Source organism: Thalassoglobus sp. (genome assembly GCF_048270125.1).
Classification (GTDB): Bacteria; Planctomycetota; Planctomycetia; order Planctomycetales; family Planctomycetaceae; genus Thalassoglobus.
In genome coordinates this window covers 50,416-71,212 of record NZ_JBLWTN010000022.1, presented here as the reverse complement: position 1 = coordinate 71,212, position 20,797 = coordinate 50,416, and the positions used below count along the sequence as shown (strand labels likewise).

Here is a 20,797-nt window from a genome sequence, read left to right as displayed (position 1 = left end):
CTCATTACATGCCTGGATTACTTCTTTGGTAGGAAAGGGAACAGTTCCAGAATCTCTTCATGGCTGGGCTGTCGGCCGTATTCGCAAATTTCGAACGCTTCCGCGTATTTGACTGCCTTGCCGGCCTCTTCACCGTACCATTCAATCAGTGCGTCACGATAAGTATTGGCTTCTCCCCCTGCACGGCGCTGCCAGTGTCCCTTGAGCCATTCTCGACGTAGTTCAGGCTCGGATGCCGGAGGAATATCGCGGACTTTTTCTTCGTTGCCGAGTGCTCCTCCTTCAAAAACCTGCGACTCCAGTGCAGTGAGGGCATCGACTTTCTTTTCAAACACAGGGTCGATTGAAACTGCGATATCTGCTTTGAATGGGTATGGTCTTTTGAATCGATCGCTGGAGTACAAGAAGAGCGGGTTTTTCTTCAGCGGCGGAGTATCAGGACAAAAATATGGGACGGTGACCATGAATGCGGCATCTTGGACCAGAACCCCGGTGTAACGGTGATCGGGATGATAATCCCAAGGTCGATGAGCTATGACGATGTCTGCGTTCCAGTCACGGATCAGGCGAACAATTGTACGACGGTTTTCCAAAGTTGGCATGAGCTCGCCATCGTGGATATCCAACACTTCGGACGCCACACCAAGTCGTTTGGCGACAAGTGCGGACTCTGCAGTGCGTCGCTTTGCGAGTGTCCCGCCTGCCATTTGCCAATGGCCGATATCTCCATTCGTTACCGAGACGAGTTTCACATGATGCCCCAACTCTGCCCATAAAGCTGCGGCTCCGCCACTTTTGTACTCAGCATCATCGGGATGTGCCCCAAAACAAATGATGCGAAGTTTTCCGTCATCTTTGTTTTGGGCGTCTTGTGCCAGTAGTACATTTGAGGTCACAATCAGCAAGAAGGCTGTCGATAAAATCTGACGAACAATCATTGTTTTTCCACTTTTCTTGAGTGATGAATGTTTAAAGCAAATTGAATCTTGAACTTAAAGTGCTGCCTCGTGATGAGCAGTCTATGATTTCGTGAAACCAAATTTTGTGGGCGCATCAGTCAATGGATCAGTCATTGGAAATTCTTGATGACCGGTCAATCAAATTTTGGAGACTGGTGAATCTCTTTCAAATTCTCAGGTGTCCCGAACCAATCGTGCATTTCTTTTACAAATGGATGAACGACTTCTATCGGTTCTAGAATTCTCCCACGATCATTGGTTTCAATCATCCACGTATCGAGGGCAGCTCTCATCCGTTGCAAAATTTCGGACGAAGATGGGTTCCCCGCGATGTCGTTGATTTCATCTGGATCATTGAGCAGGTCAAAGAGCATTTCTTGAGGAAACGGCTCCATGAGTTTAGCAGGCGGTCCCACCAGTTTCCCTGACGCATTGAGCTCTCGCATCAATGGTTTGATGGGAAAGCATTTTTCTTTGTAGCGATTCAACGTCGCAAAGCCTGCTCCGGGAGTGAAGTTTCGAATGTAGTGATAGCGACCATCATGCACGGATCGCTGTCGGATCACTGTCTCATCGATACGATCGCGAGCTGCAAAAACGTACTTACGTGCAGGAGCCCGGTTCGGGCCGATGAAGACTTGGCTTTGCATTCCAATAGGGCGTTCAATTCCTGCCATCGCCAAGGTTGTCGCGGTGATATCAAGAAGGCTGATCGGCTGATCGTTCACGCTGCCCGGCTTGAAATCTTTCGGAGGAGCGAGTGTTTCTGGCCAGTAAATGATCATTGGGACATGTAAGCCGGAATCGAAACACCAGTGTATTCCACGTGGCTCCAAACGTCCGTTGTCTCCAAAGAAAATAACGATTGTGTTCTTATCGACCCCATCCTTTTTGAGCCGGTCTAAAATCCAGCCGACGCGAACATCCATTCCGGAAACGGAGTTCAGGTAGCGAGCCCATTCTTTTCTGACGAGGGGGTGGTCAGGATAGTACGGTGGAGGGGTGACGTTCTTTTCCGTGGCGATCTGGGGATGCCATTCTTCGCCGACCCATTTCACGCGCGGCTTTTCCGCAGACATTCGATCGTAAATATCGTATTCCGCTTCCGGCGTATTGATTTGAGCAAAGAATGGTTGATTGTTTTTGAGTTCTTCCCAGTCTTCCGTCTGATAGATCGGGCCTTCGTTTGCGAAATTCAGATCGAGCTTGCCTGTTCCAACCGTTTTCTCACCGATTGTGGTGATATTCGCAGTTCGATACCCAGCATCCTGCAAACGGTGCGTCAGCGGACGGACTCCTTCCGGGAGTCGGAAGTCATCGTCGCGATGCGAACGCATATTATGGGTATCGGTCGTCGTCTGATACATCCCGACCATGAATGCCGAACGACTTGGAGCGCAAACCGGCGAAGTTGAGAAGACGTTTGTGTATCTCACTCCTCGTTTTGCGAGACCGTCCAGATTCGGAGTTTCGACGTTCTTCTGTCCGTAACACCCCAGGTCGAGGGCAAAATTTTCGCCGACAATCCAAAGAATATTCGGTTTCGGTTCTTCTGCTGAGAGAGTCTCTGCAAAGAGTCCCGCAAAAAGCGAGAGACTTAAAATGATTCGAAGCATTTCAATTTCCTGTAATGAGAACCAGTCCGAACACCATTGGGATAGCCGCTTTTCTCAACGTTTGAGAGAGCAAATTCAAGTTTGAAGACCAGTTCTGAACAAAACAATTCCATTGACATTCACTTCATTCAGGGCGTTGGCCCTGAACGTAGAAAAGAAATGATGTCTGCAATGTCTTGTGGCTTGAGGTCCTTCTCTAAGCCTTCGGGCATGAATGACCGCCCTGTATTGACCATTTCTTCGATTTCTGAACGAAGAATCGTTTCTGATTTGCCATCAGGTCGAATCAACTTCAGACTCGTCGCAGTCTCTTCAAGAATCAGCCCGCTATAAACTTTTCCATTATGGGTCACAATGGAGTATCCACGATACTTGGATTCAGCTGCGGCGTTGGGATCGATGATTGATGTCAGGATATACTCATCAGATTTCTTGAGGAGTGAAGACAACTTGGGACCAAAGTCGTTTCCAATTTCGTTGTGCCGGTGGCAGGTGCTACACGTTTTAGTGAACTGCTTCTTCCCATTCTCAATGTCGCCTTTTAACGAAAGCGCACTGTTATAAGCTGTCACCAGTTCCAACCGCGTCGATGTCATTCCATGAGAAGCGGTCAGCTTGGCGAAGCGGTCTTGCACCTCTTTGTTACGATGGTTTTTCAATGCGTCCGCTGTCGCGGCGTTCATGTCGTTCGTTAAGATGACATTCTGTTCAAGAGCTTCAAGCAGTTGGTTGGTTGTTGTCGGGCTGGTGAGCAAAATGGCCTGGATTTCAGATTGAACGGCTGGTGTTTGCTTTTTCATTTGCTGAAGAAGCTTCAGGCTTTCATTCAAATTCACAATCGATTCGATCACTGCGGTATTTACTTCGGGCGATTGAGTCGCACTGAGGTATGCCAGCAGATCTTCACCCGAGAGTGGACTGTTGGAGTAAGCTGCCAGACGAATGGCCCCCGGAATCTCTTCCTGAGGAAGACTTTGGGACTTCAGCGCAGCGACCGAGTCATTGAGGATTTGCGAAAAAATTCGATTCGTCCGCTCTTCAAAGCTTTTACTCAATTCTTCAAATGAGACTTTGTTTCTCTCAAGATAACTGATTGCAGTCAGTAGTAACTGTCGTCTTAATTGAGGATCTTTGATGGAGGTCATTGACTCGCCCAGTTGCTCCATGCCTTTGATGGATGAGCTTCCCAGTAGTGTCGTCAGTAACCCATTGAGTAGGTCTGGGCTGGTGATTTTGTCTTCAATGGCACCAATCAGCAGGCGGTCTGCAACTCCATTTGCAGAGGACAAGATGGCTGTTCGTATCCAGGGATTGTCGGAACTGCTTTGAATCACTTTTCGCAGGACTATCGCACGGACATCATCCTTGGCGTTTCCTGCAGCGAGTGCTAGCTCAAAGCGAATTCGTTCGTTGGGGTGGTCGGAGAGTGTCGACGGTTGCCACTTTTCATTCGAGTTCGTTTCCACGCCCCAGAGTCGAATCGCGCTGATCACGACGTCGACATCTTCGGACTGGTAATTCTTCAGGATTGCCGGGTTTGTCTTCGAGAGCAGGGCATAAGTGTAAGCTGCCTGAATGAGAGTCCTGCTGTCCTGGCTTTCATTGATGAGTTGCAGCAACGATTTTGTGAGAGTGTCGACTTCGGAGATGTCACGCTCAAGAATAAGTTGCTGGGCTCGATCGCGCATCCAGCCGTTTGAACTTTTTAATAGTCCGACCAATTCCGGTGTTTTCAGTTTGGACAGATCCTCGATTCGAGTGGGGGGAGAGTCTTTGTGATAGACGCGATAAATGCGGCCTCGGTTGTAGCCGGCGTATAAATCGAGTTTGGCTTGCCAGGCTTCCGGAATCCATTCTGGGTGCTCGATCACCTGGCGATACATGTCGCAGACCCACAGCGTATTGTCGGGAGCTGTCATTAGTCGGGTCGGACGAAACCAGTTGTCTGAGGAGGCTAGGAATTCCGATTTCTGTTCAGACTTTGCACGTTGCCCGGAGAACTTGATTGTTGAATGGTCAACGACGACTCGGCTGACGAGATTGTGAACAGGCTCACAGATGAGGACTGTCCCATCGATGTCTGAGCCTAAGCTGTCGTTTCTGAACACTGTTGGGCTACAAGCAGACGTGAAGCGGTCCAGTGCAAACAGATCGTTAAAACGATCGAGTGTTCGACTCGTTGGATAAACTTGCGGAGCGAAGCGAGGATTCGTGAGGTGATGTTTTGGCGATGGTGATGGAAGATGCGGGTTTCGGCTCAAATCTCGGTCTTCAATTACGAACTGGAACAATGGCTCGCTATTCGAATTCCCAAACCAGTTCCCGAAATCATCCCGGCTGCGGCCGTATTGACTGCTCCCACTGATTGCTTCAAGCTTCCCTGAGACAGGATCGAAGCGGCAGTCGCGTCCGGAGACGTTGACCGTCTCACCCGTTCGTAAACATTGAATCTCTTTGTTGTTTGTGCCGGCGGACAGATACAGCCAGCCGTCGAGTCCATATTCGAACCCGCCGATGCGGTGTTGAGGGTTTGCTTTTTCGAATCCTGTGAAGAAGACTTCCTGTTCGTCGCTTTTCAGGTCGCCATCAGTATCTCTAGCAAAAATGATGTTTGGTGCTCCGCTGATGAAGACACCATCTTTCCAGGGAAAGACCCCGGTGGGGAAGGAGAGCCCATCGAGGAAGATTTTTGCTTCGTCGTATTGACCGTCCTGATTGCTGTCGATTAAGACTTTGATTCGACCCGCTGGCGGACCATCCCAAGGTTCATGCCGTTCGATTTTCGAGAGGTCTTCGGCGGGATTACCTCGCGGATAGTCTCCCATTTCAACAACCCATAATCGCCCCCGCGCATCGACCGCAAAATTGATAGGGTCACGAATGAGAGGTTCAGATGCGACCTCTTCAATGACATAACCGTTTGGAAGAGTGAATGTTTTCAACGCATCCGAGACAGGTGTTGGTACGTCAAGGCTTTTCGAGTTGAACAGTTCTTTTACACGCCGCAGGATGACATCCTCTGTTCCCGCCGACCAGCGACCTGGTTGCAGGTAGTAGATCATTGAAAAATCGACTTCGTACCCACCTTCAGAACGCATTCTCTCCGGGGTGACATACCCAAAGACGTCGTTTGCGTAAGCAGTGACCCAAACGTTGTCAGGCGTCAGCCCCTCAACAAGAGTCGGCAGTTCTTTCTTGATGCGTGTCGTATACTCAACGCAAACTTCTCCTCCAAGGAATACCATCGCGAACTCATTTCCGAATCGCCACACTTGAATCGGCATCGGATAAGTTTCGGGAAGACGTCCCATTCGTTTTTTTGTGTCGATCATCACTTCGGCATGCCGCCGAACCTGAGGACGTGAATTTTTGAGATTCTCTTTCAGTTGGGCGTCACTCGGGCGGTCAATCGGAAGACCAGCAAAGCCGAACGATGAAGTTGGCGTCGCGTTGACCTCTGTGAAACCAGTCTTCTCTTTTACCAGTCGGGAAACCTCGTCGGAGATTTCTTCTCCTTGCCGCTGAGCAATTTCGAAAGCATGCTCGGGATTGCGTTCGGGATTCGCATCGGCTCCGCAGCCAATTGTACAAAGTGCGATTGCACCATCGTTCGCTGCTTCCAGAGACTTGGTCGCGTATCCGGCCCAGTCACCATTGACGCGGTTGTAGTCGCCGCCGAATGTGGTGCAATGACAGGCGTAATTGAAGATCAGTCCGCGTGTTTTGTTTCCCTCGATATCTGTGATGCGGAGCACAGGAAGTGAGTGATCAACTGGTCCATTTGGATTTTCGCCAAACCCGGTCCAGGTTCCATCTTTAATGACACGTCGATTTCTTGCGAAAGTGGCAGTGCCGGTGTCGATTGAAATTTTGCCCGGGCTTAAAGCTTGAATCGCCTGGTCAACAGCTTTGACTACTTGATCACGCACGTACGATGTGTACGCTTGTGTCGCTGCCGATTCGAGTTCGGTAAGCGGAGTCGTGAAGAGATTCGTGAGCCCATGCCCGATGTGAGGAGCGGTATGAGAGTGAGTGCAGCAGATCACGAAGCGGCTACGAGGGATGTTGTGCTTCGATTTGACGGCAGCATGAATCTCCTTGGTCAACTCACCAGGAAAGCCGATCGTGTCGACGGAGACCAGAATGTGCAGCCCCTCTTTGCCATTGGCAGTCATCGCCATGCCGCGAGCGAAGAGTGGCTCGTCGATTCCGTCGTACGGCTTGTCTCGATTTCCGTACCCAGAAAGTCGAACCGGTGTTGAAGGTGTCACTTCGACCTTCGAAAACCCAAATACAAAGTCAGCTGCTGAGGATGTCTGTGAGAAAAAAATAGCACAAAGTGATAACGCAGTGATCGTAACAATTCGCATGAATTCAACTCCTTATTAATTCTAACACATCGTGTCGAATCAATATGGAATCGTCCAGTCAGCAACGAAAGTAAATTTCCTCCAAAGACCGGCGACGGGAAAGCGATTTCAACAAACGGAGTACTCTGTCATCAATCCGTTTAGAATTTCGCGCCATGCTGATTTCAGCCGGAGAGTCGGGCTACTGGAGAGTTAAAATGCTTGAAGTGCAATTCTAACGGAGAGGCTAGGAGTTGTTTTAATGGCTGTTGATCAGCAAGCAGTTTTCCGCATGAACTCCGTTAGAGCAGTTTGCTCTACCGTGCGCCCGTGAAGAACGCATTTCCCTGGTAAAAATGCTGTTCGCCACGAGGCAGAACCTGCAAATCAATTCGAAAGATGCTCTAGTATGGCTTCATAGCCTGTCCGCCACGAGGGAGAACATCGAGACCGATATTCGATTTGCGATAGAAGGTTCGTCGTAGTAATGCTTAAGAGCTGTCTCATCGAATGACTTTTTACCGACACTAGGTAGAGCATCTTTCAACCAAGAACGTCAGTGACATTGCCATCGTTGTCTTTGATTTCGGTCGGTTCGATGACAAGCGTGAATCCTGGCGGGTCCTCGAGCTTCCATGTTCCGGAGTTAGACTGCATTTGTTTCGAAATTACTTCGACCTGTGAATTCGTGAACTCAAATTCTGAGACATGGTCCTGCATTGTCAGTTGATACTGATCGGCAGGTCGAAACAGGATGGAATCTTCTTCGCCGACCAGTTGAAACTCTCGTCCAAATGGAAGGCGACCGCGCAACCTTTTTCCCAGAGACGGAGCGACGATGGCTCCTAAAACCAATGTGACATCCGACGTTTCAGGATCACGAAGGACACGAAACTCATTCGCACACATGATCGCCGCTGATGCCCCCTCTTTCGCGGTCAACTCGCTGACAGTCGATTTGAATTTTGGTTGTTCCAAGTAGCTGTCGCGATCCACATCGGTAATCAACAGCGGATTAAATTCCTGAACCAGTTCAGCGAAGCTGAGGGCGTTCCAGCATTGTGTTGCGTCGAGTTCATTTTCAGTCAGCCCTAGAACTTGCAAGAATTGGACTTCTCCATTGGGAGTCTCAATTGTTCCGAGTTCAGGATCTTCGACGAAAATGACAGTGCAAATTTGAGTTTCCGACTCCAGACAGATGGGACTGTTGAGCGGAATCGTATGCCCCGGACCGAACCCATTTCCTGATTGAAAGACATATCGAGCCAGGTTTTGAAGAAAGTTGACGACCCAAACAGGTGGTTCAATTCCTTTGGGGGCTGAGAGCCGAAATGTCAACTCGAAGCCGTATCCACTGACTTCGGACTCTTCATCTTCCTTCTCGTAAAGATCTGAGAATCCGTACGTGATATAATGAAGATGCGGTTGTTGTTTCTGGCTCTCGTAAACACTTACACCGTACAGAGGATCTTCGCCGCCAAGATTGTAAGGGAGAATCGTCCCCCAGTGCATCGGTTCAGCATTATCGTAAAGTTCGTCAAGAACTTCGTCGATGGCTTCCCAGCCGGGAGCACCATTGTCAGCTTCTGGATCAAACTCTTCGGACATTTTGCACCTCTCGTCCCTTCGAACATTCTACTCGACCGTCTCTCCGCGATGGAAGTTTTTTTAGAGCAGATCGTGAAATTTGAAATTGCTCTCTCAAACGTTGAGAAAAGTAGCTATTCCAAATATTTCCTGACTAGTTCTAGAGCAGTTCGCTCTACCGTGTTCCCGTGAAGAGTGCTCTACAAGTGCTGAATCGCCCAGGTCGACGAGTCAGAACGTAAAGGTCAAACCAGGATTTACTCTGGACCGCATCAAACATCCAACTCACAAGACAGAACACGCTACATGCTTTGATGATCGCATCAAGGCGATCATCAAAGTGGTGCCTTCGTTTTGTGAAATAGTCGTTCAGTCAATGATTGTGCGGTCTTCGAGCTTTCCTCTCTTCACTTCACACTTCTAATAGCAGTCGAGTTGGATCTTCGATCGCTTCTTTAATTCGAACAAGAAACGAAACAGCTTCGCGACCATCGACCACACGGTGATCGTAAGTCAGGGCGATATACATCATCGGGCGAATGACAACTTCTCCGTTGAGAGCAACGGGGCGGTCAAAGATACCGTGCATTCCCAAAACCCCGCTCTGAGGCGGATTGACAATGGGTGTTGAAAGTAGAGAACCGTAAACGCCACCATTTGTGATGGTGAAGGTTCCCCCTTCGAGTTCTTCCAGAGTGATTTTGTTGTCCCGAGCTCGTTTGGCGAAGTCAGCGATTGTGAGCTCAACTTCAGCGAAACTAAGGCGTTCGGCATTGCGAATCACTGGAACGATTAAGCCTTTCCCTGCTCCGATGGCGACGCCAACGTCACAATAATTTCGATAGACCAGGTCTGTCCCTTCGACCTGGGCTCCGATGGCTGGGAATTCGTTCAAGGCTCCGATGACGGCTTTGACGAAAAACGACATGAAGCCGAGCTTGATGTCATACTTCTTAACGAACTGATCCTGATACTCAGCACGCAACTCTTTGATTGCGGACATGTCACATTCATTGAATGTGGTCAGTAAAGCTGCGTCTTTTTGTGCACTGACAAGTCTTCGTGCAATGGTCTGCCTCATCGGAGACATTGGAACTCGCCGTTCTTCGCGACCGGAACCACCGTCTGCACCACCGACATGATTCAGGACGTCTTCCTTCAAGACTCGTCCTCCCGGGCCAGTTCCGCTGACACTTTTGGGATCGACGTGACTTTCAGCAGCGACCCGCGCGGCTGAGGGCATCACGTGACCACCAGTTGTGGCGGATTGGGCACTTTGTTGTGAAGCACTCCCCTTTGACGCCGTAGCACTTTCAGCCTTTGAAGTGCTACGTTCTCCGGAAGAATCTCCATTCGGGTTGGGGCCGGGATTCAGTGTGGCGATGACGTCGCCGATTTCCGCAGTCGATCCAGCCTCAATCTTTACGGAACCAATGACTCCCGCTTCGGGGCTGGGAACATCGAAAGTGGCTTTGTCGGTTTCTAGACCGACAAGGTTTTGGTCGACATCGACCCACTCTCCCTCTTTGACGTACCACTCGCCGATAAAGACTTCGCTAATCGATTCCCCGACAGACGGAACTCGAATTTCGATGGCCATTCTAAATTACCTTGAAACATATAGTGCGAGGGTCTCTCGCAACGGTCACATTGATGGTTGATAACGAAATCGCATCACGTGAGCGTCAACGTGATGGCTGAGATCTCCAGTTCCTAAAATCATAACTCCCCGAGCCACACCTCGGCATCCTCGGGGCTGTAAAATTTTGAAACATCTAAGGACTTGTCGCTTTTTTTAAGTCACACCATCTGAACCGGTTGACCTAGCCCATGAGGGACGTTTGAATAGGTCAAATCCTACTGATCTATCCACTTAATAAGAAGAGATCCAACGATCGTGTCTGCATCACTCAGCGAATTTGCAAAATCATTGACTGTTGAAACCGCCTTTACCGTTTTGGCAATCGCCAAAGAGTTGAAAGCGGACGGAAAAGACGTCGTCGAACTGGAAATCGGGGATAGTCCATTTGAGAGCACCTCTTCTGCAAAAAGTGCGGGGATTCAGGCAATTCAGGAAAATCAGACCCATTATTGCCCCTCACCCGGACTGCCTGAGTTTCGCGCGGCAGCTGCGAAGTTCGTCAGTGACGAATTCAAGATTCCCGCAGCGGCCGAGAATGTCGTTGTTGGTCCCGGAGCCAAGGTTTTTGAGCAGTTCTTTTGTGAAGCTTTTTTGAACCCCGGCGATGATGTGCTGGTTTTCAGCCCGTATTTCCCAACCTATCTTCCGAACATCTTGCGTCGTGGCGCAAATCCGGTGTACAGCAACTTGCTTCAGGCAAATGAGTTTCGGCCGGACATCGCAGAAGTCGAAAAATTTCTCAATACAGCGAAAAGTCCTCGTGCAATTTTCCTGAATACTCCGCACAACCCGACCGGTGGAGTTGCCACTGAAGAAGATTTGAAAGCCCTGGCAGATCTGATTCGCGGTAAAGACGTCGCAGTCTTCAGCGATGAACCTTATTGCCACATGGTTTGGAAAGGGCGTCATCATTCATTGCTCGAACAGCCTGGGATGATGGACCAATGTGTTTCTGCTTATACATTCAGTAAGTCTTACAGCATGAGTGGCTGGCGACTCGGGTTTGCGGTCACTGGAGCTAAGATCGCAACATCAATTGCCAAAATGATCAATACGACGCTTTCCTGTACCCCGCCTATTGTGCAAATTGCCGGCACGAAGGCGTTGCAACAGGATCACTCTGAGCGAGATGAGCAGATGAGTCGGTTTCAGGAGAAGGTGCAACTGCTCACTTCCGGGCTGAACGCAATCGATGGAATCCATACACTCGACCCAACCGCAACTTTTTATGTCTTTCCGAACGTCGCACCGATTTGCAACAAGCTCAAAATCACCAGTCACGGCTTAGCGCTCTATCTTCTCAAAGGTGCAGATGAGAACTTTGGAGTAGCTTGTCTGGGCGGTGAGTGCTTCGGCGATGCTGGACATGGGTTCTTGCGATTTAGTTGCGCAGAACCGAATGACCGACTTGAGCAAGCTGTCAAGTTTTTACCGGAAGCGTTCGGGAGAACGGATCGGGTTGAAGCTTTTCTCGAAGCAAATCCAGAGTACAAACTGAAAACCGCCTACCCGGAACCATAGGGCGGTCAGTGTGATCGCACAGAAAGCAGCAAGGTGGTAGCCCAAAGTCTCTCAGTGACAGGCTTTGGGCAAACTTCCCTTTGTTTATTCAAGAAGCCCAAAGGCCAGCTGAAATTCTGAACGATTCAAAACAGACTTAAGATTTGATGTCAATGACGACTCTTGCCAATTCCCGACGAAGTCTTTCGCTGCCAGTTCGACTGGTTTCGCGGTGGGGAATTCGTTTTGTTTGGCTGAGTTACGCCTGCTTCCTGTTTATTATGACACACGCTCCAATTCCGAAGCAGATCGCTTCGGTGACATCTGGTTGGGACAAACCGCTTCACCTGGGAGCTTACTTTGGATTAGCTGTCCTGACCGCCATTGTCTGTCTGAAACCTGATCCGTATCGCCTGTCACACCGATTCATTATCCCGCTGCTAATGGTTTTCGCTGCTCTGGATGAAATCTTGCAGGGGCCAGTAGGCCGACATCCTGATTTCATCGATTGGTGCAGCGATTGTTTAGGGATCGTGCTTGGAATGGGCCTCATGCAGTTGGCGATCTGGAATTTGAACAATCCGAAATGGTTGACAGGGATTCCTATTCTGAATCGTTTCGTTCCGATTTCAATGAATGGCGAATCACGTGGGTTTGCTCGATGAGTGATGTCCCGTACTTGATCCGTTTGGGGAACCGACTGGCGGACCAATTGCATTCTCTCGATGAGAGCCGACGAGAGCGCCATCGGAACTTTCTACTGAGCTTCCAGATGCCTGATGGTGGATTCCGTGGGCGCGATGGTGATTCCGACTTGTATTACACAAGCTTCGCTGTTCGTGGATTAATGATGCTTGGCGGGATGGAGTCGCAAACTGCCGAAGGGATTTCGAAATTTCTAAAAGAGCATGAGACAAGCAAGCTCAATGTCATCGACTTGATGAACTGGCTGGCAACTGCCCTCGCTTTACAGGTCTCGTCTGGGATTGATCTGCTCGCAGAGGCGAGTGCTGGTTTTTCTCAGCAGATCATCGAGCAACTCGAGTCTGTCCGGACGGAAGATGGAGGGTATGCAAAATCACCAGAGGGAGCTTCGGGAAGTACCTACCATTCTTTTCTTGTGATGCTGACCTATCAGCTTGTCGGGATTCCACAACAACGTCCCAATGCACTTGTTCAATTCATTTATGATCGACAGCGCGATGATGGGGGCTTCGTTGAGATCGCCCCGATGCGACGATCCGGCACAAATCCAACGGCTGCAGCTTGTGCGATTCTTCAAGAGTTCGGAGCCGTCGATGACGAAATCCGGGATGATCTTCGAGCTTTTCTCAAAGAGGTGAAAAGTGACGAAGGTGGCTATCAGGCCAACTCACGTGTTCCCTTCGCCGATAGCCTCTCCACTTTCACCGGAATTCTGACAAGTCAGGATCTTAGACTTGGCAGACTTGTCGATGCCCAAAAAATTCATCACTGGTTAACAACGCAATTAGAATTTCCTACCGGCGGATTCCGAGCTGCCACATGGGACGAAGCAGCCGACGTGGAATACACCTTCTACGGTCTCGGCCTTCTCGCACTTCTCAATGAAATCAATTCTTAGAGCAGCTTGCTCTACCGTGTGCCCGTGAAGAACGCATTTCTCTCGTAAAAATGCTGTTCGCCACGAGGCAGAATCTGCAAACTAATTCGAAAGAGGCTCTAACTGATGCCGATTTCCTCTTGAAGACAATCGTAATTCCGATGTTCGCGAAGAGTGTTCTTACGTGATCGATCACTCTTCTCTACGAGACAGGTCAGGACATTTTTTTCAATCGTGCCTAACGATATTCTTTTGCTCTTGGATCTCCACCGGACAGAAGGTAAGCCATCAGGTCTTTGAGTTCTTCCTCGTTCAAAGTATCCAGTAATCCCAAGGGCATTTGAGACGTTTTTGAGACCTGCATCTCTTCGACTTCGTTTTTCTTCAGAACCTTGACCGTTGCATCGGCATCGGTCAAGTAGACGTGGACTTCGTCGTTGATTTCGACAACGCGTCCATTGAGGACAACGCCATCAGTCGTCAGAACAGTATGCGAGCCGTACTGATCGGAAATAACCTTACTTGGAGTGAAGATGTTGTCGAGTAAATCCGGAAGCGGGAATTTCTTGCCAGCCAGGGACAAGTCGGGACCAATCGCTCCTCCTTCTCCGTTGTACCGGTGGCATTTCACACATGATGTCGCGTGAAACAACTCTCGTCCCCGTTTGTAGTTTCTCTTCTTCAAAGGTTCTTTGAGCACTTCAAGTGTTAATTCAGTGGTCCATTTCTTTCCCGGACCCTTGGGGGCTGGAACCTTCGGCAATGGGGCGATGAGTGCTTGACTGGCAACCTCATCCAGAATCAGGCGTTGATCCTGAGGGACGTTCGCGAAAGCATCCTCCCTCGCTTGCATTAAAAATTTCGCGTAACTGTTTCCACCTGGATGCTTCGCTGCACTTAAGAAAAATTCAAAATACCGACGTCGATCAGGGAGTGTCCAACCGGTTGTCGCATTTCTCAAAACGAAAGCAAAATGAATTTTTCGCAAAGGGGGCATGTTATTCAGAAGAGCATTCACGGTTCCTCCGTAACTGGCATGTCGCTTTGCGATTTCGCCCCAGTCGGGAACTTCTTCTGCTTCGAGACTGTCCATCAGATCAAGTGTTTTCTGAACGACAGTCGGGGAATCGAGATAGACGAGTAACTGGACGAGCTCAGCGTTTGTTTCATCGCTTTGGCTTGGATAGATTGCATCAAACGTATTGACGAGTTTGGATTTCCACTTCTCGCTGGGAACGCCAAGGCGGATGAACGCAAGCTGGTAGGTCCGCAAGAGCGCTAGTTGCTCACGATGAGTCACTTTGTCAATTGCTATCGATGAGAGAGACTCGAGGACTGCATCTAATTGCTCAGGTTGCCCCTGGCGACAGAGGGCCAATAATCCATTGATCTGACCCATCGCATTCAGTCCGTCACCGTTCAAAACTTTTGCAGCCCACTGGTCCTGTGGTTGCCATTCCAGTGCAATCCTTGCTGCGTAGCGGATAAATCGGTCTTCGTTTCCGAGGTTTTTGAAGATCAACTCAAGGTCACCATTTGGCTTCCCATGGAATTCCTCTAACTTCCGACGCAGGTTGCGCTGTTCCTGCCCAGCGGAGTTCTTCGCATCGACAGGTTGTGTGGAAGCGTCTCCGATGTAAGTGACACGGTACATGGCTGACTGCGTTCCACGTCCACCGACTGCGAAGTACAGAGCGCCGTCGCTCCCGATGGTTGTGTCGGTGACCTGTAAAGGGGAGGCCGTCGCGAAATCTTCTTTCACCGCTTTGTAGCTTGATCCGTCTGGAGTGAGATGAATCGCATAGATTGTGCTGTAGGTCCAATCCAGAATAAAGAGTGCTTTTTGGTACTTCGCCGGGAACTTTGTCCCGTATCCGAATGTGATTCCGACAGGCGAGCCGGGGCCGATGTCGATGACAGGCGGAAGGGAATCCTCATAGTAGGTCGGCCATTTCCCTGTTCCACTTCGCCAACCAAATTCACTTCCACTTGTGGCATGTGTGACACGTGTCGGACGATACCAGGGTGAGCCAAAATCCCACTCCATGTCTGCGTCGTAGCTGAACAACTCGCCGTCGGCGTTCAAGGCGATATCGTATTGGTTGCGATAGCCCATGCTGATGACTTCCCAGTTCTTTCCGTCAGGATCGATTTTGCAAATCCACCCTCCGGGGGCCAGAATTCCGGCAGCATGACCATTGGCATCCCAGCGACGAGGCAGAAGATGATCTTCGTCCCAGTTGATCGGGATACGGCTTTTGTCGACTCCTTCGGGCAGCTTTGTGTGATTCCCGGCACAAACATAAAGGGACTTCCCATCTGGTGAGAGGATCACTGCGTGAGGACCATGTTCTCCGCCACCGGGAACGAACATGAGATGTTCCACATGATCGAGAGTGCCGTCGTTGTTTGAATCGGTCACGCGATGTAAACCCGACTTCGGACCACCGTTGACCATCACGTAAAGTGAGTCAAACGCCCACAGCATCCCTTGTCCACCGGACAGGTCGACAGGGATTTTCTCAACTTGTGTTGGCCTGTTTTTGTCACCCGGAGTTATGAAAAACAATCCCTTGTCACCCTGGTCAGATGCAATCAGTTTCCCATTCGGTCCAGTCGTCAGTGAGACCCATGACCCCATTGATCGAGGGACAGCGAAGATTCTCTCGACTTGAAAACCTTCAGGGACTGTGACATCTGCAACTTTGGGTTGATACTGAGATGCGTCGCCATCAGACAGAGCCGATTCAAGAGAATCGGCATTCACGGCTCGACTCCACGGCAGCCCTTGTTTACCAGCGGGACCAAATGTTGTTGGCTGCGCCCAGTTAGAGTCATCGAACCCGGTCGAATTCCAATTGTCGCTCTTCTCTGTTGTGACTTTCCATGAAGTGTCGGTTGAAATTGTTTTCGTTTTGCCAGCGTCATTGATTCGCAGTTGGCTCAGAAATGCTGCGATCCCTCCTTCGTTCCAGGCTTCAACGGCCAATGTGTTTTTGCCCGGCTTCAGCAGCTTAGAGAGATCTGCGACAGGAAGTTCCGCCCACTCATCTCCTGCCAGAATGCGCTTGCCGTTCAAGTACATGATGAAGTGATTGTCACACGTCGCAGTCAGCTTCGCGGATTTAACAGCATCAGGCGATTCGAAGGTTTTTCGCAACCAGATGTGTTGGCCATCTTGTGTCTTGTCCGCCCAGATCCATTCTGGTGTTGCAGCGTTGATCGAGGAGGTCATCAGGCAGCAACTTAGTAACAATGTGCAAAACGCCCAGCGCATTCTATTTCCTTCGAGTCGAGTTCGGTGTGATGTTTCAAGTTGTGTTTCGGTGAGAACCTTAAAGTTGAGTCGAAACCCCGAATTTAAAATCAGTTCGAAACCTCTGGAAAAAGTGGCTATTCCACAAGTTCCAGTCTGGTTCTAATTTGAATTGGAATAATCTTTTCCATTTAAGCTGTCGATGACAGAGTCTCGCCATTCAGACAATTCTTCGGACATTCTTTTTACAAGGTCTTTGTGTTCTTTGGAAACGTCAGTCGTTTCGGCCTCGTCATCGTTGAGATTGTAGAGTTCGTACTTCCAATCATTGTTCTTTGTCGGAATTGCGTGCAACTTCCACTCTTCGTCGACCAGAGCTGAATGACCACCGGGGTCTCCCTGTCTGTATTTCTTCTTGACGAGCGCTGTCTCAGAGAGCGGAGGAGCGGGGGTTGCTTCAGCTTTTCCAGCCTGCTCAGCTTGCAGTTCCTGCATCCACTCTTCGCTGGGAGTTCGCACTCCTTTGCTGGTGTAGATCCAAAACGCCATCGGTTTTTCGCGTTTTGTTTGTTTGCCATCAATTACATCGACCAGACTGATGCCATCGAGCGGATGCTGATGTGGCGACTCAATACCCGCCAGTTCGAGAACGGTCGGATAGATGTCGCTGGTGTTTCCCGGAGTTTTCACGACTCGATGCTTCTTGATTCGATTGGGCCATTCGATCATGGCTGGAACGCGCGTTCCTCCTTCCCAAAGTGATCCTTTGGCACCTCGCAATCCGCCGGACGACCCAACTGTGCGGCCTTGCGGTCCATTGTCGCTGGTGTAGAGCAGGAAGGTGTTTTCTCGGATTTTGAGTCGATCAAGTTCTTGGCGAAGGTGGCCCATTGCCTGATCAATGCCGGTGATTTCGCCGTAGTAGTTTTGCTCTTTTTCACTTAATCCAGGGTAGAGTTTTTTCAATTCATCGGTGGCCTGATGTGGCGTATGCGGGTTGCCGAACCAAATCACTGCGAGAAACGGCTTTTGTTTTTTGATCGCTTGCTCCATGAACGGAATGGCGGCTTCGACGGTCACCATGGAACTCTCGCCGTCCGTTTCAACCACTTTTCCTCGCTGTGACATGAGCGGGCTGTTCTCATAGAAATTTGGACTTGAGAGCCATTCTTCAAAGCCACTTTGCCCCGGACTGACTGGGCTGTCGGCTCGCACAGAGCCTAAATGCCATTTCCCGAAATGCCCCGTGCTGTAACCACCCTGTGCGAGAGCCTCCGCAATGGTCACTTCCTGTGGGCGTAACGAATGCCCCCAAGAGAAGACACCCATCCGGTTTGGATGGCGACCAGTCAGAAAGCTGGCTCTTGTGGGGGAACAGACAGGAGCGGCAGCATGAAAGCGGTCAAACCGAAGCCCTTTCGCTGCCATCTCATCCATGACCGGAGTGATTAAATGAGGATGCCCATTGAAACCGACATCTCCCCAACCTTGATCGTCTGACATGCATAGAACAAAATTCGGCGGAGCTTCTGCAAAGCCAAGTTGCTGAATTGTGAGTAGCAGTGCGAGTAGATTTAAGAACATCTTCATCTGTCGTCTCCATCATGAATGAACAGATGTTCTCGTGGATTCGAATCGGAGAATCAAGCGTCTCGCAGAGAAAGTCGCAAATCACCAATGTATGCTTGTGATATTCTCATCAATTCCGCTGCGCCAGTTCCACCGCATCAACCCTTATTGCATATCGCGAATTTGAGTTCGGAAAATGCTCTCTCTTATTCAGGCGACTTCCTCGTTAAGTTTATGTTTCAGATAAAATTTTCACGTAGACCGATTTCATCAGAAGCCCGGACCTTATGATGACTGATCGCAGAAGTCAGCAAGTCTTCCGTCGTATCCTGCTATGGACCACGGTGCCGCTCCTGAGTTGGCTCTTGATGCAAGCCCTCCACGAACTTGGTCATATTCTTGGTGCTCTGTGTACTGGCGGTCGAATCGTGGAACTCAATCTGCATCCACTAAGTATTTCCCACACAATCGTGCATCCGAATCCTGCTCCGCTCATTGTTATTTGGGCAGGCCCCATCGTTGGAGTTCTATTACCAATCCTGCTTTGGGGGCTTTGTAAAAAGCTGAGCCCAAAGCGGTCGCACTTGTTCAGATTCCTTGTCGGGTTCTGCCTGATCGCAAATGGATTGTACCTCGGAAGTGCGGTCTTCGAAGCCGTTGGAGATGCCAGGGACCTGTTGCAGCGTCAGGTTCCTTTGTGGGGGTTGGCCTTGTTTGGAGCAGTGACCATCCCTGGAGGGTTTCTCTTCTGGAATGGACTCGGCAAAGAGTTCGGCATGGGAGAGTCAGGGAAAGAACTCTCTCCCAGTGAGCCGCTCGAAGTCTTCACTTTGCTGGTTGTGCTTGTCGTGCTGGAGTGTATCTACTTTTGAATTCCTCGCACCAAATCAATTCGCCTCGCTGTTGGATTTTCTCAAGCTGAGTCTCTCAATGTCCGAGAGGAGCAATTCAGGTTGATGTTGGACATGCCTTGTTTAACGAACATTAACTGGAGGTTTTGTTAATGCAGGCAACTCGCCAGTGGAAATCTTCCGTTTCTTTTCTGAATCATGAAAGTTTAAACCCAATGAGGAGAGCTTGGGCAGATCATGAAAGGAGAGGGAGTCGGCCTCTCCTTGAAAATATAGAACTGCCAGTGCAGGAAGGCTGCTGACCTCAAAAATTCTTGTCTCTGATTCTCGAATATCGAGACGACTTAAGGTCGGGAGATCGGTGAACCGAACCGAATCGAACTTACACTGTCGAAGTAATACCGTCTGAAGTTTTGGCATTTGTTGAAGCGACTCAAAACCCTGACCTGCCCCTTGAGATCCGAATATCGTGAGGATTTTCAGGTCTGGAAGGTTCCCTAGATGCGAGAGTTCCTGCACGACGTCGTTCCCGCGAAGTTCGAGTGATCGCAGCAATTTTAAATCCTGAAGCTCTTGGAGACATCCCGGTTCGAGGTTGATACGCAGTGCAAGATCTTCCAGTTGATGAAGCCCCGAGATGTGCTGAACCTCTTCTCGAGTGAATGTTTGTTCCTGACGGCTGCCGAGGTACAGGACGCGCAGATTTGTGAAGTCTCCGAGTTGATCGAAGGGGAGCCTGTCAAAGTCACCGGAAAGATCGAGCTGTTTCAATGCTGGAAGCTTCGCGATACTGAAACGTTCATCCAAAGGATTACGAATATAGATCATGCCCACTTCCAGCTTTGGCATGCCAAGCAAACGGAAGGTCTTGGGGTGATTTGTACTGTCACTTAAGTGAACGGTGAGTTCCTTCAAGTTTGGAAGGTCTTCAACTTCAAAGTCTCCTTCTATGGCAACCCAGAGATCAGTGAGGGATTTAATCTGACTGAGTGAACTGACATTCACACTTGATTCATCTGTGAAGTTCAACTTTTTCAGATTTTGGCACTTTGAGAGTTGCCCTAACCCAGGACCTTCAATATCGGTTTTCTCGAGCTTCAATTCAGTCAGGCTTGGCAGTTCCGCCACGAATCGCAATCCCGTGTCTGTGATGCGAGTGTTGCTGAGGTTCAGGTATTCGAGGTTCCGCAACTTCAGAAGATTCTTCAAACCTGAATCACGAATTTGCGACTGTTCAAGATTCAGGAATTGTAGTTCAGTCAAGTCTTCGAGAACTTTCAGATCGTCATTGCTCACGTCAGTCGGCTCAGCCCCCAAGTCATAAGGATCGCAAGCGAAGCTCAAACCGATCACCTCGCGCACTTGGCTCCCGGTCTGTTTGTGTAACCAGAGGAATTTTTTGTCTGAAAAGCGAACGCCGCCAGCAACAGAGATCTCTACTGAATGTTGTTCGGCGAGCCGCTCCCGCACGCGTTGAATAGATTCGAGCGCCGCTGCTTGTCGTTGGACTGGATAAAGTGCGAGCTGGAAGGAATCGGTGGCGCCAAGTGCTTCAAGTCGCGTCCCGAGTGCATCCGCATCGGAGAGTGTCAGCTGACGAAGTTTGACTGCAATCTCAGCAAGATGTTCGTTGATCGGTTCCGAAACTGACGTCTCATCGAGAAGTTCACGCAGATTCTTCAGGTCTGCAGTCGACAATTCTGAAAGTTGTGTTGCGAGATCTCGATCCGTTTTCTGATCCGAAGAAGTCGCGACTTCCGTCTCTCGAGTTGTGTTAGAGACAGGCTTCTGACAGCCAACATTGAACATGGAAGTCATCAGGACAATGTAGAAAAGTTTGCGGCTCATCATTTCTTTTTCCATCATCCGAAATTGTCCATAAGGTG

Annotated in this window: 12 protein-coding genes; 4 read left to right on the top strand and 8 right to left on the bottom strand. The window is 49.7% G+C overall.

Features of this window, described 5'->3' with window-relative positions; genetic code table 11:
* Positions 1-17: 17 nt before the first annotated feature.
* The 5 genes from ACN0YR_RS19395 to odhB form a co-directional block, all read right to left on the bottom strand.
* Entirely contained in the window at positions 18-938 is a 921-nt protein-coding gene (locus ACN0YR_RS19395) for a PIG-L deacetylase family protein (RefSeq protein ID WP_417850865.1), read from the bottom strand.
* A 155-nt stretch (positions 939-1,093) separates the two neighbouring features.
* Positions 1,094-2,575, bottom strand: a complete 1,482-nt coding sequence (locus ACN0YR_RS19390; protein WP_417850864.1) for a sulfatase — start codon at positions 2,573-2,575, stop codon at positions 1,094-1,096.
* A 128-nt stretch (positions 2,576-2,703) separates the two neighbouring features.
* A complete protein-coding gene (locus tag ACN0YR_RS19385; RefSeq protein ID WP_417850863.1) occupies positions 2,704-6,945 on the bottom strand; it encodes a neutral/alkaline non-lysosomal ceramidase N-terminal domain-containing protein in 4,242 nt (1,413 codons plus the stop codon).
* A 522-nt stretch (positions 6,946-7,467) separates the two neighbouring features.
* The gene (locus tag ACN0YR_RS19380; protein WP_417850862.1) at positions 7,468-8,532 is read right to left on the bottom strand and encodes a suppressor of fused domain protein; all 1,065 of its coding nucleotides are present in this window, start codon (positions 8,530-8,532) and stop codon (positions 7,468-7,470) included.
* A 391-nt stretch (positions 8,533-8,923) separates the two neighbouring features.
* Positions 8,924-10,111, bottom strand: coding sequence for a 2-oxoglutarate dehydrogenase complex dihydrolipoyllysine-residue succinyltransferase (gene odhB, locus ACN0YR_RS19375; protein WP_417850861.1), 1,188 nt, complete (start codon positions 10,109-10,111; stop codon positions 8,924-8,926).
* A gap of 297 nt (positions 10,112-10,408) precedes the next feature.
* Here odhB and ACN0YR_RS19370 point away from each other — a divergent pair, with 297 nt between their 5' ends.
* The 3 genes from ACN0YR_RS19370 (at position 10,409) to ACN0YR_RS19360 (ending at position 13,256) form a co-directional block, all read left to right on the top strand.
* On the top strand, positions 10,409-11,674 hold the full coding sequence (locus ACN0YR_RS19370; RefSeq protein ID WP_417850860.1) for a pyridoxal phosphate-dependent aminotransferase: 1,266 nt from the start codon (positions 10,409-10,411) through the stop codon (positions 11,672-11,674).
* Positions 11,675-11,826: 152 nt separating this feature from the next.
* Positions 11,827-12,318, top strand: a complete 492-nt coding sequence (locus ACN0YR_RS19365) for a VanZ family protein (protein ID WP_417850859.1) — start codon at positions 11,827-11,829, stop codon at positions 12,316-12,318.
* A complete protein-coding gene (locus ACN0YR_RS19360; RefSeq protein ID WP_417850858.1) occupies positions 12,315-13,256 on the top strand; it encodes a prenyltransferase/squalene oxidase repeat-containing protein in 942 nt (313 codons plus the stop codon). The genes ACN0YR_RS19365 and ACN0YR_RS19360 overlap by 4 nt, the downstream gene beginning before the upstream one ends.
* Positions 13,257-13,473: 217 nt before the next feature.
* On the opposite strand, the gene ACN0YR_RS19355 is transcribed toward ACN0YR_RS19360, so the two are convergent.
* Together ACN0YR_RS19355 and ACN0YR_RS19350 are read right to left on the bottom strand one after the other, a co-directional pair.
* A complete protein-coding gene (locus ACN0YR_RS19355; protein ID WP_417850857.1) occupies positions 13,474-16,470 on the bottom strand; it encodes a c-type cytochrome in 2,997 nt (998 codons plus the stop codon).
* Between the two features lie 183 nt (positions 16,471-16,653).
* On the bottom strand, positions 16,654-18,081 hold the full coding sequence (locus tag ACN0YR_RS19350; protein WP_417850856.1) for a sulfatase-like hydrolase/transferase: 1,428 nt from the start codon (positions 18,079-18,081) through the stop codon (positions 16,654-16,656).
* Positions 18,082-18,347: 266 nt separating this feature from the next.
* Here ACN0YR_RS19350 and ACN0YR_RS19345 point away from each other — a divergent pair, with 266 nt between their 5' ends.
* Entirely contained in the window at positions 18,348-18,932 is a 585-nt protein-coding gene (locus tag ACN0YR_RS19345; RefSeq protein ID WP_417850855.1) for a M50 family metallopeptidase, read from the top strand.
* A gap of 102 nt (positions 18,933-19,034) precedes the next feature.
* Here the strand turns inward: ACN0YR_RS19345 and ACN0YR_RS19340 are convergent, their stop codons facing one another.
* A complete protein-coding gene (locus ACN0YR_RS19340) occupies positions 19,035-20,762 on the bottom strand; it encodes a hypothetical protein (RefSeq protein ID WP_417850854.1) in 1,728 nt (575 codons plus the stop codon).
* Positions 20,763-20,797: the final 35 nt, after the last annotated feature.